The organism is Aeromicrobium sp. CTD01-1L150, from assembly GCF_041951745.1.
In the GTDB taxonomy this organism is placed as follows: Bacteria; Actinomycetota; Actinomycetes; order Propionibacteriales; family Nocardioidaceae; genus Aeromicrobium.
In genome coordinates this window covers 1,882,096-1,896,905 of sequence record NZ_CP169555.1, presented here as the reverse complement: position 1 = coordinate 1,896,905, position 14,810 = coordinate 1,882,096, and the positions used below count along the sequence as shown (strand labels likewise).

Annotated in this window: 12 protein-coding genes; 5 read left to right on the top strand and 7 right to left on the bottom strand. The window is 69.0% G+C overall.

Going from position 1 to position 14,810, the window contains the following annotated elements; translation table 11 throughout:
• Positions 1-3 precede the first annotated feature (3 nt).
• A complete protein-coding gene (locus ACEVFP_RS09400) occupies positions 4-255 on the bottom strand; it encodes a hypothetical protein (protein ID WP_375003560.1) in 252 nt (83 codons plus the stop codon).
• Positions 256-443: 188 nt separating this feature from the next.
• Here ACEVFP_RS09400 and ACEVFP_RS09395 point away from each other — a divergent pair, with 188 nt between their 5' ends.
• Positions 444-1,658: a DUF222 domain-containing protein gene (locus tag ACEVFP_RS09395; protein ID WP_375003558.1), complete on the top strand. Its 1,215-nt coding sequence runs from the start codon at positions 444-446 to the stop codon at positions 1,656-1,658.
• A gap of 11 nt (positions 1,659-1,669) precedes the next feature.
• Here ACEVFP_RS09395 and dop read toward each other — a convergent pair whose 3' ends face one another.
• Positions 1,670-3,172, bottom strand: a complete 1,503-nt coding sequence (gene dop / locus ACEVFP_RS09390) for a depupylase/deamidase Dop (protein WP_375003557.1) — start codon at positions 3,170-3,172, stop codon at positions 1,670-1,672.
• Between the two features lie 132 nt (positions 3,173-3,304).
• On the opposite strand from dop, the gene ACEVFP_RS09385 reads away from it, so the two are divergent.
• Entirely contained in the window at positions 3,305-4,477 is a 1,173-nt protein-coding gene (locus ACEVFP_RS09385) for a glycosyltransferase family 4 protein (RefSeq protein WP_375003556.1), read from the top strand.
• A 4-nt stretch (positions 4,478-4,481) separates the two neighbouring features.
• Here ACEVFP_RS09385 and ACEVFP_RS09380 read toward each other — a convergent pair whose 3' ends face one another.
• The 4 genes from ACEVFP_RS09380 to ACEVFP_RS09365 all read right to left on the bottom strand — a co-directional run bounded on the left by ACEVFP_RS09380 (position 4,482) and on the right by ACEVFP_RS09365 (position 8,429).
• Positions 4,482-4,904, bottom strand: a complete 423-nt coding sequence (locus ACEVFP_RS09380; protein ID WP_375003555.1) for a GNAT family N-acetyltransferase — start codon at positions 4,902-4,904, stop codon at positions 4,482-4,484.
• A gap of 56 nt (positions 4,905-4,960) precedes the next feature.
• A complete protein-coding gene (gene arc, locus ACEVFP_RS09375; protein WP_375003553.1) occupies positions 4,961-6,700 on the bottom strand; it encodes a proteasome ATPase in 1,740 nt (579 codons plus the stop codon).
• Between the two features lie 98 nt (positions 6,701-6,798).
• Positions 6,799-7,701: a tRNA (adenine-N1)-methyltransferase gene (locus tag ACEVFP_RS09370; protein ID WP_375003552.1), complete on the bottom strand. Its 903-nt coding sequence runs from the start codon at positions 7,699-7,701 to the stop codon at positions 6,799-6,801.
• Entirely contained in the window at positions 7,701-8,429 is a 729-nt protein-coding gene (locus ACEVFP_RS09365; RefSeq protein WP_375003796.1) for a M50 family metallopeptidase, read from the bottom strand. The genes ACEVFP_RS09370 and ACEVFP_RS09365 overlap by 1 nt, the downstream gene beginning before the upstream one ends.
• A gap of 89 nt (positions 8,430-8,518) precedes the next feature.
• Between ACEVFP_RS09365 and ACEVFP_RS09360 the strand changes: the two genes are divergently transcribed.
• Positions 8,519-9,376: a RecB family exonuclease gene (locus ACEVFP_RS09360; RefSeq protein WP_375003551.1), complete on the top strand. Its 858-nt coding sequence runs from the start codon at positions 8,519-8,521 to the stop codon at positions 9,374-9,376.
• Here the strand turns inward: ACEVFP_RS09360 and ACEVFP_RS09355 are convergent.
• A complete protein-coding gene (locus ACEVFP_RS09355) occupies positions 9,367-10,017 on the bottom strand; it encodes an HAD family hydrolase (RefSeq protein ID WP_375003550.1) in 651 nt (216 codons plus the stop codon). The two genes, ACEVFP_RS09360 and ACEVFP_RS09355, sit on opposite strands and share 10 nt — an antisense overlap.
• Before the next feature lie 167 nt (positions 10,018-10,184).
• Between ACEVFP_RS09355 and metH the strand changes: the two genes are divergently transcribed.
• Entirely contained in the window at positions 10,185-13,937 is a 3,753-nt protein-coding gene (gene metH / locus ACEVFP_RS09350) for a methionine synthase (RefSeq protein WP_375003548.1), read from the top strand.
• A gap of 30 nt (positions 13,938-13,967) precedes the next feature.
• A complete protein-coding gene (locus ACEVFP_RS09345) occupies positions 13,968-14,810 on the top strand; it encodes a PAC2 family protein (protein WP_375003546.1) in 843 nt (280 codons plus the stop codon).

Sequence of the window (14,810 nt, the reverse complement as noted above, 5' to 3'; positions counted from 1 at the left end):
GGGTCAGTCGCGGCGCGCCATCGACACCGCGCTGGCACCGATCCAGAGGGCGGCGCTCAGCACCACGAAGGCGAACAGGGCCGCTCCCACCAGGCCGATGCCTGGAACCTCGTCGATGGCAAGGTGGTGACCCGTGGCGTCGGCGATCCATCCGCTGACGATCCGAACCATGAACACCGACACGAAGATGATGACCGCCAGGATCGTGAGTGCCCTGGCGCGGGCAGCGAGAGATCGGCTGGCTCCTGTCGGCATGGGACATCGTAGGCGCTTGAGTCGCGCAGCGTCCCGGGAATCGGGTGGTCCCGCTGGCAGGACTGTCACCGATGTCCTGACACATCAACAGTCGCCGATGTCCTGGTGCAGAACTGTCACCGATGTTCCGAGACATCACCCATTCCAGGCGTGGGATCGATGTCGGTGGTCGCTAGTATGTTTGATTTATGGACGTCGACACGGTCACCTCGCCGGTACGGTTGGCTGTTCTGACGCGGGCTCAGGCGCAGGCCGAGGCGGCGGCGTGGAGTGCGATGATGTCCTACCGCGATGCCGAGACGGCGCGGATCGACGCACTGGGGTCGTCGTTGCAGCAGGCCACCGAGCGTGCGGGCCTGGTGTTGGAGATCGCCCAGGCGGTGGGTCTGTCAGAAGCCCAGACGTACGCGCGTCTTGCGGTGGCTGATCGGGTGCGTGAGTGTGCCCCGGCCACGTGGTTGGCGTTCTGCGCCGGACGGATCGACGGCGTCCGGGTCCGCGACATCTCCCGCACGTTGGACCGGCTGGAACGCACAGAGTCGTGGCTACGGCTCGACCAGACGGTGGTGGCCTATGCCGAGTGCCACACCCCGGCGGAGCTGCGCGCCTGGCTGCGCCGCTTCGTCACCCGCGTCGAGGCCGACCTCGCCCTGCAGCGTGCCGAGGCCGAACGTGAGCACCGCACCGTCGAGGTCACCCACGGCGACGACGGCATGTCCTGGATCAACGCCTACCTGCCCTCCCATGCGGCCGCGGCCATCGCCAAGCGCCTGCGCCGCGAAGCCAAGGCCCTCGGCGCCAACGACGATCGGACCAGGGGCCAGCGAATGGCCGACCTCTTCACGTCCTGGCTCACCACCAACCAGGCCACCGACACCACGACTGTTGCTGACATCGCCGTGGTCCTCGAGGCCGACGCCCTCACTGGCTCGGTTGATGGGTTCGCCGAAGCAGCCGACGGGTCCTGGGCCGTGCCCGCCTCCTGGATCCTCCACAAGATCACCACCGACGACGGCGCCGCCTTCTGGCACCGCATGCTCAAGGACCCCATCACGCACGACGTCCTCGCCCACGAGTACGTCGGCCGGTTCTCACCAGAGATCCTCACCAAAGCCATCGCCTTCCGCGACGGCATCTGCCGCGCCCCCGGCTGCATGAAACCAGCCGATGAGTGCGACGCCGACCATCGAGAACCCTGGCCCGCCGGAGAAACCAGCGGGCGCAACCTCTGGCCACTGTGCCGCAGGCATCACACCCTGAAAGGACACCAGGTCCTGCGATGGGTCCTGCCCTCCGGCACCACCATCCCCGCCAGCACCACCCAACACCACATCAGAGGCGAGCCGCCCTCACAGGTGGAACACACCCTCGCCAAACTCACCATCAAGCACTCACGAGACTGACAAGGCCGGACTCAGCGAGCAGTGATCGCGCGGAACAGCTCGGTGGCGGTCTCGGTCCGCTCGAACAGGGCCTCGACGTGCTCGGCCGTGCCGCGCAGCGGCTCCATCGTGGGGACGCGCTGCAGCGACTCGTGGCCCGGGAGGTCGAAGATCACCGAGTCCCAGGAGGCGGCGGCGATGTCCGAGGCGAAGCGGGTCAGGCACATGCCGCGGAAGTAGGCCCTGGTGTCGCGCGGTGGAGCGGTGACGGCGGCGCGGATCTCCTCGTCGGTGACGATGCGCTCCATCCGTCCGGCCTTCTCCAGGCGGTGATAGAGGCCCTTCTCGGGCCGGACGTCGTGGTACTGCAGGTCCACGAGGTGCAGTTTGGCGTGGTCCCAGTCCAGGCCGTCCCGCTCTCGGTACTGCTCCAGCAACGACAGCTTGGCCACCCAGTCGAGCTCACGCACGCACTCCTGCGGGTCGCGGCCCAGCCTGGTCAGGACGCTCTCCCAGCGCGCGAGGACGTCGTCGCTCTGCAAGTCCGACCCTTCACGCGCGACGAACTCCCGGGCGTGCTCGAGATAGCGCCACTGCAGGTCCAGCGCCGTCATCGTGCGGCCGTCGTCCAGCTCCACGAGCTGCGTCAGCGTCGGGTCGTGTGAGACGTCGTGCATGGCCTTGACCGGCTGCGCGAGCGTGAGGTCGGCCGGCAGCGCGTCCGCCTCGATCATCGCCAGCACGAGCGACGTCGTGCCGTGCTTGAGGTAGATCGCCACCTCCGAGCAGTTGGCGTCGCCGATGATGACGTGCAGCCGTCGATACTTCTTGGGGTCGGCATGCGGCTCGTCGCGGGTGTTGATGATCGGGCGTTTGAGGGTGGTCTCGAGCCCCACCCCGACCTCGACGTAGTCGGCGCGCTGCCCGATCTGGAAGGCGTGGACGCTGCCGTCCTGCTGCTGCCCCACACGGCCGGCACCGCAGATGACCTGCCGGGAGACGAAGAACGGCGTCAAGTGATGGACGATCGACTCGAACGGGACGTCACGACGCATGAGGTAGTTCTCGTGCGAGCCGTAGGAGGCGCCCTTGTTGTCGATGTTGTTCTTGTACAGCACGATCGGCGCCACCTCGGGCACCTGGGCTGCCAGCTCGGCGCCGCGACGCATGACCCGCTCCCCCGCGCGCTCCCACAGGACGACGTCCCGTGGACTCGTGACCTCCGGGGTGGAGTACTCGGGGTGGGCGTGGTCGACGTACAGCCGGGCCCCGTTGCCGAGGATGATGTTGGCCAGGCCGAGATCCTCATCGGTCAGCTGGGTCGGGTCCGCCGCATCTCGGCTGAGGTCGAACCCACGGGCATCCCGCAGTGGGTTCTCCTCCTCGAAGTCCCACTGGGCTCGCCGCGTCAGGCCGTGGGCCGAGGCATAGGCGTTGACCACGTGCGTGGCGGCCACCATGGGGTTGGCCGTCGGCTGGCCCTGCACGGCGATGCCGTACTCGACCTCGCTGCCCTGCACGCGTCGCACTGTCATGCCCCGAAGCGTACGGTGCCGTCCCACCGCGTCGACCCGCCCACACCGCGTCGCCAGATGGATACCCATTGATCGCCGACTCGACACCTGACGGTGGACGGCTGGTCGCCCGGCATCACGACTGTGGATGCCATGAAGGTTGCCATCATCGCTGAATCCTTCCTCCCCCAGACCAACGGTGTCGTGCACACGATCCTCCGGGTGGTCGAGCACCTGGAGAGCCGCGGCGACGAGGTGCTCATCGTCGCCCCGGCTGCCCGCGGCGTTCCCGCGACGGTCAGCAGGTCTCGCGTGGCCACCGTCCCGGCGTGGTCCTTCCCCGGCTACGCCGACGTCCGCGTGGCCACGGGTCGAGTCGCCCCGGTCACCGCGATCCTGCGCGAGTTCGCCCCCGACGTCGTGCACCTGGCCTCCCCGTTCGCCCTCGGCTGGCGCGCAGCCCTGGCCGCGCGGGCGCTGGACCTGCCGGTGGTCGCCGTCTTCCAGACCGACGTCCCCGGATACGCCTCCCGCTACGGGCTCAAGGGCACCGCCGCCCTGCTCTGGCGGCGCGTGCGTGACATCCACGGGCATGCCACGCTCAACCTCGTCCCTTCCACCGCCACGCAGCGTGAGCTGGAGGAGCAGGGCATCCGACGCATCCGCATGTGGCGGCGCGGGGTCGACAGCGAACGCTTCACCCCCGACAACCGCTCCCACGCCTGGCGCCGCAGCATCGCGCCCGGCGGCGAGAAGCTGGTCGGGTTCGTGGGACGTCTGGCCCCGGAGAAGCAGGTGCAGGACCTGGCCGCACTGCGTGACGTGCCGGGCATCAAGCTGGTGGTGATCGGCGACGGGCCCGAGCGCCACCGTCTGCAGAAGCTGCTGCCCGAGGCGCACTTCACCGGGATGTTGCACGGCGACGACCTCGCGCGCGCCGTGGCCGGGCTCGACGTGCTGGTCAACACCAGCGAGACCGAGACCTTCTGCCAGGTGGTGCAGGAGGCCATGGCGAGTGCGGTCCCGGTGGTGGCCTCAGCCGTCGGCGGGCCGGTCGACCTCGTGGACCAGAGCCGCACCGGGTGGCTGTACGAGCCCGGCGACCTGACGGCCATGGTCGCCCACGTCAAGGACCTGACCGGCGATGAGTACAAGCGTGCCGCCTTCGGGCGAGCGGCCCGACGCTCGGTCGTGCTGCGCGGCTGGCGCCCGGTGTGCTCAGAGCTCGTCGGTCACTACGCCGCCGCGGTCGAGCAGCACGACCCCTCGGGCCTGGAGACGATCCGGCTCAGGCACCTCGGCACGCGGCGTTCGGCCCGGCGCTGACCGTCTACCGCCGCAGCCGCTTGGCGAGATGGACGCTCAGCGGCGAGTCGACGTAGAAGCCGAACGGCTCGATGTCGACGTAGCCGCTGGAGCGGTACAGGGCGATGGCCTCCGGCTGCGCCTGACCGGTCTCCAGCACCAGCCGGGCGACGCCTGCCTCCAAGGCGCTGCGCTCCAGGTCCGCCAGCACGACGCGTGAGAGTCCGCGACCGCGCCAGGACTCCGCGACGTACATGCGCTTGATCTCGGCGTCGCTGTCCCCGGCCGGGCCGCCGCGCCGCCAGCCACCCATCGCGACCGGCTCCTCGTCGACCTCGGCCACCACGAAGTACCCCATCGGCGCGACGAACTCGCCGGAGTCGATGGGGGCGACGTCGCCGTCACCGCCGTACCGGAGCGCATACTCGGCCTGGACGGCGGCCGTCATGGCCACCACGGCCGGGTCGTCGTACCGGGCGCCCCGCAGCGTGGCCGTGCTACCGGTCAGAGGTACTGCCCGGTGTTGGCGACGGTGTCGATCGAGCGGCCTGCCTCGTTGCCGCCCTTTCCGGTGATGAGCGTGCGGATGAAGACGATGCGTTCGCCCTTCTTGCCGGAGATCCGTGCCCAGTCATCGGGGTTGGTGGTGTTGGGCAGGTCCTCGTTCTCCTTGAACTCATCGACGCACGCCTGCAGCATGTGCTGCACGCGCAGGCCGCGCTGACCGGTCTCCAGGAGGTCCTTGATCGCCATCTTCTTGGCCCGGTCGACGATGTTCTGGATCATCGCGCCGGAGTTGAAGTCCTTGAAGTAGAGGATCTCCTTGTCGCCGTCGGCGTAGGTGACCTCGAGGAACTGGTTGTCCTCGGACTCGGTGTACATCCGCTCGACCGTCCGCTGGATCATGCCCTGCGTCGTCGCCTCGGCATCTCCGCCCCACTCGGCGAGGTCGTCGGCATGCAGCGGGAGGCTCGAGGTGAGGTACTTGCTGAAGATGTCGCCGGCGGACTCGGCGTCGGGGCGCTCGATCTTGATCTTCACGTCGAGTCGTCCGGGTCGCAGGATGGCCGGGTCGATCATGTCCTCGCGGTTGGACGCACCGATGACCAGCACGTTCTGCAGGCCCTCCACGCCGTCGATCTCACTCAGCAGCTGCGGGACGATGGTGTTCTCCACGTCGGAGGAGACCCCGGAGCCGCGGGTGCGGAACAGCGAGTCCATCTCGTCGAAGAACACGATCACCGGGGTGCCCTCGCTGGCCTTCTCGCGCGCCCGCTGGAACACCAGGCGGATGTGCCGCTCCGTCTCGCCGACGTACTTGTTGAGCAGCTCAGGACCCTTGATGTTGAGGAAGTAGCTGCGCCCCTCCTCACCGGTGCGCTCGGTGACCTTGCGGGCCAGCGACGACGCGACCGCCTTGGCGATCATCGTCTTGCCACAGCCCGGGGGGCCGTAGAGGAGGACACCCTTGGGCGGCTTGAGCTCGTGCTCGATGAAGACCTCGGGATGCAGGTAGGGCAGCTCGACGGCGTCGCGGATCGACTCGATCTGCCCGCGCAGGCCACCGATCGACTCGTAGTCGATGTCCGGGACCTCCTCCAGGACGAGCTCCTCGACCTCGCTCTTGGGGACACGCTCGTAGACATAGCCGGCCTTGGAGTCCATCAGCAGTGAGTCGCCGGCGCGCAGCTTGAGTCCGATGAGGGACTCCGCCAGCCGGACCACCGTCTCCTCGTCGGCGTTGCCGAGGACCAGAGCACGCTCGCCGTCGGCGAGGATCTCCTTGAGCATCACCACCTGACCGACGGTCTCGAAGTCCAGGGCCTCCACCACGTTCATGGCCTCGTTGAGGATGACCTCCTGGCCCTTCTGCAGCGCCTCCTTGTCGACGGCGGGGCTCACGTTGACGCGCAGCTTGCGGCCGCCGGTGAAGACGTCGACGGACTCATCGTCGTTGCGCTGCAGGAAGGTGCCGAACCCGACGGGCGGCTGGGCGAGCCGGTCGACCTCCTCCTTGAGGGTGACGATCTGCTCTCGGGCCTCGCGCAACGTGGCGGTGAGCCGTTCGTTCTGCGCGGTCGTGGAGGACAGCCGGGCCTCGAGGTCCGACAGCCGGGAGTCCACGCTGCCTTCTGAGCCGAGCCGGCGCCGCAGGTGCTCCACCTCGGCGCGCAGGTACGCGAGCTCGTGCGCTGACTCATCGGGACCGTGCTGGTCCGGGTGGGGAACGTCGTGGTCGGTCATGGAACGCCACCTCCTGCTCGTTGTCACTGACCCTACCTGCGCGGAGGTGGCGATGGCGTTGCATCAGGGCCGGGATCGGTGACGATCCGATGACAGCGTCAGTCCTGCGGCGCGGCCCCTGCCGGTCGCGGGCCGGTGTAGTCGGGGCCGTAGGCGCCCGGCGCCGGCCGCCGGGACTTCTCCAGCGCTCGATGGCCGGGGGCCATCCGGCGCGCCGTGACGAGGAAGGCGGTGTGCCCGACCATCTTGTGGTCCGGCCGGACGGCGAGCCCCTCGAGGTGCCACTGCCGCTGCATGGTCTCCCACGCGACGGGCTCGGTGAAGCCGCCGTCGGCCCGCAGCGTCTCCACGAACCGGGACAGCTGGGTGGTGGTGGCGACGTACGCGCACACGACTCCGCCGGGGACCAGACGCTCGGCGGCCAGCGCGACGCACTCCCACGGATCCACCATGTCCAGGATGAGCCGGTCCACCTCGGGTTCGCTCATGACCTCACGCACGTCGCCCACCGTCAGGTTCCACGCCGGGTGGTCGCCGACGATCTGCTCGACGTTGGCGCGGGCCTTCTCGGCAAAGTCCTCGCGCAGCTCGTAGGAGCCCAGGTGACCCTCGGGACCGACGGCGCGCAGCAGGTAGCAGGTGAGGCTGCCGGACCCGGCACCGGCCTCGACGACGCGGGCCCCGGGGTAGATGTCGGCCATGGTGATGATCTGGGCTGCGTCCTTGGGGTAGATGATCGCGGCGCCGCGCGGCATCGAGACGACGTACTCGTGCAGCAGGGGGCGGAAGACCTGGTACTGACCCTCCAGCGACGACTCGATGACGATGCCCTCTGGCTCACCGATGATGTCGTCGTGGCGGAGCTGCCCCTTCTTGGTGGAGAACTCCCGTCCGGCTTCCAGGCGGATGTTGTGCTTGCGGCCCTTGGCGTCGTTGAGCCTGACCCACTCCCCCTCGACGAAGGGCCCGCTGCGGCCCCCGCCAGTCAAGCCAGCGGTCATCACGTGTTCCTCTCGTTGTCGTGGCTGTGCTCGGCGTCGGCCTGACGAAGGCTGTGACCCGCGCCCGCCCACAGGAAGCCACCCACGACCACGGTGATCAGGACGTCGAACAGTCCGCGCGGGGAGCCGAGGCTGAACCATACGACGCCGGCCACCGCGAGCAGTGCCGTGGCGCGGCCCGTCCACGCGGCGACCCGCAACCCGGTGGAGTGGCGTCCGCTGAGCGACCAGGCCGCGGCAGCCACGACGCGTCCGCCGTCCAGGGGCGGCCCGGGCAGCAGGTTGAACGCGGCGATGAGCAGGTTGATCCAGCCGAGCGACCACAGGACCTGCTGGGTCGTGGGGTGCGCCGACGCATCGACGGCCAGGAGCACGACCACGCCGATGGCGGCCGAGGCGACCGGCCCCACGAAGGCGATGAGTGCGTCGGCGCCGGGACCGCGGCTGCGGCCGACGATGTGCGTCTCACCGCCGAGCAGGTGGAGCGTGACGCTGGGCACCCGCATCCCGAAGGCTCTGGCGGCGCCGACGTGGGCCAGCTCGTGCACGAGGATCGAGGCATACAAGGCCACTACGAACACCACGCCCACGAGGTAGGGATCGGCTCCGGCGTGGTCGAAGCGAGGCGCGAACAGTGCGACCAGCACCACGCCGGCGACCAGCAGCGACGGGTGCGCCCGTAGCGTCGTGGACCCCAGGCGCCCGAATCTCAGCGCACGGGTTCCCATCACGTCCCTAACGTAGTCGCTCCCGCAACATGTCCTGCGGTCGGCGCGGCTCGCGAGGACCGTCGGAGGTGCCGACTACGGTGGCCGCCATGAACACCGCCCCGACGATCGAGCCCGTCCGGGTCCGTCGTGCGCTCTCCCCCAGCCGGGCGTCGGACTTCCTGTCCTGTCCCCTGAAGTACCGCTACCGCACCATCGACCGCCTGCCGGAGGAGCCGGACCGGGTGGCGGCCCGCGGCACCCTCGTCCACTCGGTGCTGGAGGAGCTCTTCGACGCCGAGGCCTCGGAGCGGACCCTGGAACGGGCCCGCTCCCTCCTCGAGCCGCAGTGGCGCCAGCTCCTCGAGGACGACCCCAGGCTGGCGGGCCTGTTCACGGCGGAACAGGCTGCCGAGCAGGCCGAGTGGCTGTCCTCCTGCCATCCTCTGCTGGAGTCCTACTTCTCCCTGGAGGATCCTCGCTGGCTCGAGCCGGCCGAACGCGAGCTGCGGGTCGATCACGTGCTGGAGTCCGGGCTGGGGCTCGGCGGCGTCGTCGACCGCCTCGACATCGCCCCCGACGGCCGCATCAGGGTGGTGGACTACAAGTCGGGCCGGTCCCCGAGCGAACGCTTCGAGGACAAGGCGCTGTTCCAGATGCGGTTCTACGCGCTCGTCATCTGGCGTACCCGTGGCGTCCTGCCGACGCTGCTGCAGCTCATGTACCTCGGCGACCGCACCGTCCTGCACTACGAGCCCACCGAGTCCGAGCTGCTGGCCACCGAACGCAAGCTCCAGGCACTGTGGGACGCCATCTCGCAGGCCTTGGAGACCGGCGAGTTCGTGCCACGGCGCAGCGCCCTGTGCCGCTGGTGCTCCTACCAGGAGGTCTGCCCGGAGTGGGGCGGCCAGGCGCCGGTCATGCCGCCGCTCGCGGTCGTGGACCCCACACCGTCCGATCAGGCGTGATCTGCCCAGAGGGAGCGCAGGGCCTGCACGTCCACCCCGCCGAGCCCGTCGCGCGCCACACGCCTCGGGGTGAGGGGGATGTCCACCATGTGCGGCACGGCCAGCACCAGGCAGCCCGCCGCCTCCGCTGAGGCCGCACCGGTGGCGGAGTCCTCGATGGCCAGGCACCGTGCCGGGTCGACGCCCAGCATCTGGGCGGCTCGCAGGTAGGGCTCGGGGTGAGGCTTGCCGTGGGTCACCGAGTCGCCGGTGACCACGGCACCGAACGGCAGCGCCTGCGCCACCGGCTCGGCGATCTCGGCGTAGGACATCGTGACCAGGGCCTGCGGCACACCGGCCTCGTCCAGGGCCTCGATGAGCTCACGGGCACCCGGCCTCCACGGGATCGTCCCGCGCAGGGAGTCGGCGAGTCTGCCGACGAGCCGCTCGACGATCTGCTCGGGCCTCAGGTCGGATCCGATGCGCTCTCGGATGTACTCCGCGGACGTGATGAGCGCATTGCCGACGAGGGCGAGACCGTCCTGCTGGGTCCACTCCACCCCGTGCTCGGCTGCGAGCTCGGCCTCCTGCGCCATCCACAGCGGCTCGGTGTCGACGATCGTTCCGTCCAGGTCCCACAGGACAGCGCCAGGAGTAGTCACGCCGACCACGGTAGTTGCCGAGCCAGCACGTGGAACGCCCGACTCGTGGCTGGCGCGGTGTGGAACAATGACGGACGAACTTCCGTGAAGGTCCACGCGAGCCCGCCGCCGGCTGGAGGTTCCCCACACCGACCAGATCTTTCTTCTAGTCAACCGTGGAGGAACGCGTGACACATCACCCGTCGTGGCGACCCGACGCCACCGCCGAGCTCACTGCCCACCTGCAGGAGCGGATCATGGTGCTCGACGGTGCGATGGGAACGGCCATCCAGCGAGACCGTCCGGACGAGGCAGGCTACCGCGGCGAGCGGTTCAAGGACTGGCCCAGCGACGTCGTCGGAAACAACGACCTGTTGACGTTGACGCAGCCGGACATCATCGCTGGTATCCATCGTGAGTACCTCGAGGCCGGCGCCGACGTCATCGAGACCAACACGTTCAACGCCAACGCCATCTCGCTGCGGGACTACGACATGGTCGACCTCGCCTACGAGCTGAACTACGAGGCCGCCCGGCTCGCCCGCCAGCAGGCCGATGCGGTGGCCGAGGAGACCGGCCGCCCCCGCTACGTCGCCGGTGCACTCGGGCCCACGACCCGCACCGCCTCGATCTCCCCCGACGTCAACGACCCCGGGGCCCGCAACGTCTCCTATGACGAGCTGGTCGAGGCCTACTCCGAGGCCACCCGGGCACTGCTCGACGGCGGCGCGGACCTGATCTTCATCGAGACCATCTTCGACACGCTCAACGCGCGAGCGGCGATCTTCGCCGTGGAGACGGTCTTCGAGGAGTGCGAGCGCCGCTGGCCCATCGTCATCTCCGGCACCATCACCGACGCCTCCGGCCGCACCCTGTCGGGCCAGACCACCGAGGCGTTCTGGTACTCGGTGCGACACGCCCGGCCGCTGCTCGTCGGGCTGAACTGTGCGCTCGGCGCCGACGAGATGCGCCCCTACGTCGCCGAGCTGTCACGCCTGGCCGACTGCTTCGTCTCCTGCTACCCCAACGCCGGCCTGCCCAACGCCTTCGGCGAGTACGACGAGCAGCCCGAGACGACGGCCGCCACGTTGCGCGAGTTCGCCGACGCGGGGCTGTACAACCTCGTCGGCGGATGCTGCGGCACCACCCCGGAGCACATCGCCCACATCGCCCAGACCGTCGAGGGGCTGGCGCCGCGTCAGCGCAGCGAGCACCCGCCCGCACTGCGGCTCTCGGGCCTCGAGCCACTCGTGGTCAACGAGGACTCCCTGTTCGTCAACGTCGGTGAGCGCACCAACATCACCGGCTCGGCCCGGTTCCGCAACCTGATCCGCGACGGCGACTACGACACGGCCCTCGCCGTGGCGCTGCAGCAGGTCGAGAACGGCGCCCAGGTCATCGACGTCAACATGGACGAAGGGATGATCGACGGCATCGCCGCCATGGACCGCTTCCTCAAGCTGGTCGCCGCCGAGCCGGACATCTGCCGCGTCCCCGTCATGGTCGACTCCTCCAAGTGGGAGGTCATCGAGGCCGGCCTGAAGTGCCTGCAAGGCAAGTCGATCGTCAACTCGATCTCCCTCAAGGAGGGGGTCGAGCCGTTCATCGAGCACGCCACGCTGTGTCGCAAGTACGGTGCCGCCATCGTGGTCATGGCCTTCGACGAGGACGGGCAGGCCGACAACCTGGAGCGTCGCAAGGCGATCTGTGAACGCGCGTACCGGATCCTCGTCGACGACGTCGGCTACCCGCCCGAGGACATCATCTTCGACCCCAACGTCTTCGCCGTGGCCACCGGCATCGAGGAGCACGCCGAGTACGGCATCGACTTCATCGAGGGCACCCGCTGGATCAAGCAGAACCTGCCCGGCGCGCTCATCTCCGGCGGTGTCTCCAACGTCTCCTTCTCCTTCCGCGGCAACAACCCGGTCCGCGAGGCCATCCACGCCGTGTTCCTGTTCCATGCCATCAAGGCCGGCATGGACATGGGCATCGTCAACGCCGGCGCGCTCGTGGTCTACGACCAGGTGGACGAACGTCTGCGCGAACGCATCGAGGACGTCATCCTCAACCGTCGCGACGACGCCACCGAACGACTGCTGGAGATCGCCGGCGAGTTCGCCGCCGGGGGCGAGAAGGAGGAGGCCGCCACCGAGGAGTGGCGCGAGCTGCCGCTCGGCGAACGGATCACCCATGCCCTCGTCAAGGGCATCGATGCCCACGTGGAGTCCGACACCGAGCTGCTGCGCGTGGAGATCGCCGAGCGCGGAGGACAGCCCATCGAGGTCATCGAGGGCCCGCTGATGGAAGGCATGAACGTCGTCGGTGACCTCTTCGGCGCCGGCAAGATGTTCCTGCCCCAGGTGGTCAAGTCCGCCCGAGTCATGAAGAAGGCCGTCGCCTACCTCATCCCCTTCATCGAGGAGCAGAAGGCTCTGCTCGATGACGGCGGGGCCGAGGAGAACAGCAGCAACGGGACGGTCGTCATGGCCACCGTCAAGGGCGACGTCCACGACATCGGCAAGAACATCGTCGGCGTCGTGCTGCAGTGCAACAACTACGACGTCATCGACCTCGGGGTCATGGTCCCCTCGCAGAAGATCCTCGACGCCGCCAAGGAGCACGGTGCCGACGCGATCGGGCTCTCCGGGCTGATCACCCCGTCGCTGGATGAGATGGTCTCCGTGGCCTCGGAGATGGAGCGGCAGGGCTTCACGGTCCCGCTGCTCATCGGTGGCGCCACGACGTCGCGCGCCCACACGGCCGTCAAGGTCGACCAGAACTACCACGGTCCTGTCGTGTGGGTGAAGGATGCCTCACGCTCCGTGCCGGTCGTCTCCTCGTTGCTGTCCGACGAGCTGCGTCCGGCCCTGCTCTCGGACCTGAAGGACGACTACGACTCCCTGCGTGAGCGGCATGCCGCCCGTCAGGACACCCGCAAGATCCTCCCGATCGAGAAGGCCCGCGAGAACGCGACCCCCGTGGAGTGGGACGGCTACGAGCCGCCGCAACCGGCGTGGGAGGTCGGTGTGCCCCACGTCTTCGACAACTACGACCTGGCCGAGCTGCGCGAGTACATCGACTGGCAGCCGTTCTTCAACGCCTGGGAGATGAAGGGCAAGTACCCCGACATCCTCAACAACCCGGCCACCAGCGAGGTCGCCCGCAAGCTCTACGACGACGCCCAGGTCATGCTCGATCAGCTGATCGAGGGACGGTGGCTGCGCGCCACCGGTGTCGCCGGGATCTTTCCTGCCAACCAGGTCGCCCACGACGACCTCGAGCTCTACACCGACGACTCCCGCGACGAGGTCCTCACGACCCTGCACCACCTGCGTCAGCAGACCGAGCACCGGGCCGGGGTGGCGCACAAGTGCCTCTCGGACTTCGTGGCGCCCAAGGAGACCGGTCTGCCCGATCACGTCGGCGCCTTCGCCGTCACGGCCGGGCTCGGCAGCCAGGACAAGGTGATGGAGTTCAAGGAAGCGCTGGACGACTACAGTGCCATCCTCCTGGAGTCCTTGGCCGACCGTCTCGCCGAGGCGTTCGCCGAGCGCCTGCACGAGCGTGTCCGCAAGGAGATCTGGGGCTACGAGCCCGAGGAGTCCTTGGACAACGAGTCGCTGATCGCCGAGAAGTACACCGGAATCCGGCCGGCGCCCGGCTACCCAGCCTGCCCCGACCACACGGAGAAGCAGCTGCTGTGGGACCTGCTGGGCGTCGACAAGCACACCGGCATCGAGCTCACCGAGAGCATGGCCATGTGGCCCGGCGCCTCGGTCAGCGGTTGGTACTTCTCGCACCCGCAGTCGCAGTACATGGTGGTCGGCAGGCTGGGACGCGACCAGGTGACCGAGTACGCCGAGCGCAAGGGCGCCAGCGTCAAGGAGACCGAGAAGTGGCTGGCCCCCAACCTCGGCTATCGCACCGATGATGAGTGAATGGGGGTGCCAGGCCGTAGGCTTGGGGGCGTGGAAGACGTCTCGATCCCGCCCCTGAACGACCCGTGGATGGTTGCAGCCTTCGAAGGCTGGAACGACGCGGGTGATGCTGCTTCGTCACTCATCGACCACCTGGTCCTGGAGTGGGATGCCCAGGTGCTGGCCGAGCTCGATCCCGACGACTACTACGACTTCCAGCTCACCCGGCCGTCGTTGCAGCGTGACGACGAGGGCACGGCCGTGGTCGCCTGGCCCACCCCCACCCTCTTCCTGGCGCGGCCCTCGGGGTTCGAGCGCGACGTCCTGCTGCTGCGTGCGCCGGAGCCCAACTTCCGCTGGCGCTCGTTCTGCTCCACGCTCGTGGGCGTGGCCCGGCTCGCCGGGGTCTCGGAGCTGGTGACGATCGGCTCCCTGCTCACCGACGCCCCGCACAGCCGCCCCGTGCCGATCTCGGGCACGTCGTCGGACCCGGCCATGGCGGACCGGCTGTCGTTGCGGGAGTCCCGCTACGAGGGCCCGGTCGGCATCAACGCCGTGCTGAGTGAGACGGCCGCGGCCGAGGCGATCGCATCGGCGTCGTTGTGGGCCGCCGTCCCGCACTACGTCGCCGAGCCGCCGTGCCACAAGGCGACGCTGGCTCTGCTCGGGGCGCTGGAGGATGCTGTGGGGTGCTCGCTGCCCCAGGGCATGCTCCGAGAGCTGGCGCAGGCCTGGCAGCGGGGCGCCGACGAGGCCGCCGCGGAGGACCCGGAGATCATCGAGTACGTCCAGGAGCTGGAGCTCGCCCAGGACGAGGACGAGCTGCCGGAGGCCAGCGGCGAGTCGATCGCCCGGGAGTTCGAGCGGTACCTGAAGCGTCGAGGCGGCAGCTGA

Coding starts and splice junctions, on each gene's coding strand:
- ACEVFP_RS09400 (WP_375003560.1), bottom strand. CDS start 255: ATGCCGACAGGAGCCAGCCGATCTCTCGCTGCCCGCGCCAGGGCACTC.
- ACEVFP_RS09395 (WP_375003558.1), top strand. CDS start 444: ATGGACGTCGACACGGTCACCTCGCCGGTACGGTTGGCTGTTCTGACG.
- dop (WP_375003557.1), bottom strand. CDS start 3,172: ATGACAGTGCGACGCGTGCAGGGCAGCGAGGTCGAGTACGGCATCGCC.
- ACEVFP_RS09385 (WP_375003556.1), top strand. CDS start 3,305: ATGAAGGTTGCCATCATCGCTGAATCCTTCCTCCCCCAGACCAACGGT.
- ACEVFP_RS09380 (WP_375003555.1), bottom strand. CDS start 4,904: ATGACGGCCGCCGTCCAGGCCGAGTATGCGCTCCGGTACGGCGGTGAC.
- arc (WP_375003553.1), bottom strand. CDS start 6,700: ATGACCGACCACGACGTTCCCCACCCGGACCAGCACGGTCCCGATGAG.
- ACEVFP_RS09370 (WP_375003552.1), bottom strand. CDS start 7,701: ATGACCGCTGGCTTGACTGGCGGGGGCCGCAGCGGGCCCTTCGTCGAG.
- ACEVFP_RS09365 (WP_375003796.1), bottom strand. CDS start 8,429: ATGGGAACCCGTGCGCTGAGATTCGGGCGCCTGGGGTCCACGACGCTA.
- ACEVFP_RS09360 (WP_375003551.1), top strand. CDS start 8,519: ATGAACACCGCCCCGACGATCGAGCCCGTCCGGGTCCGTCGTGCGCTC.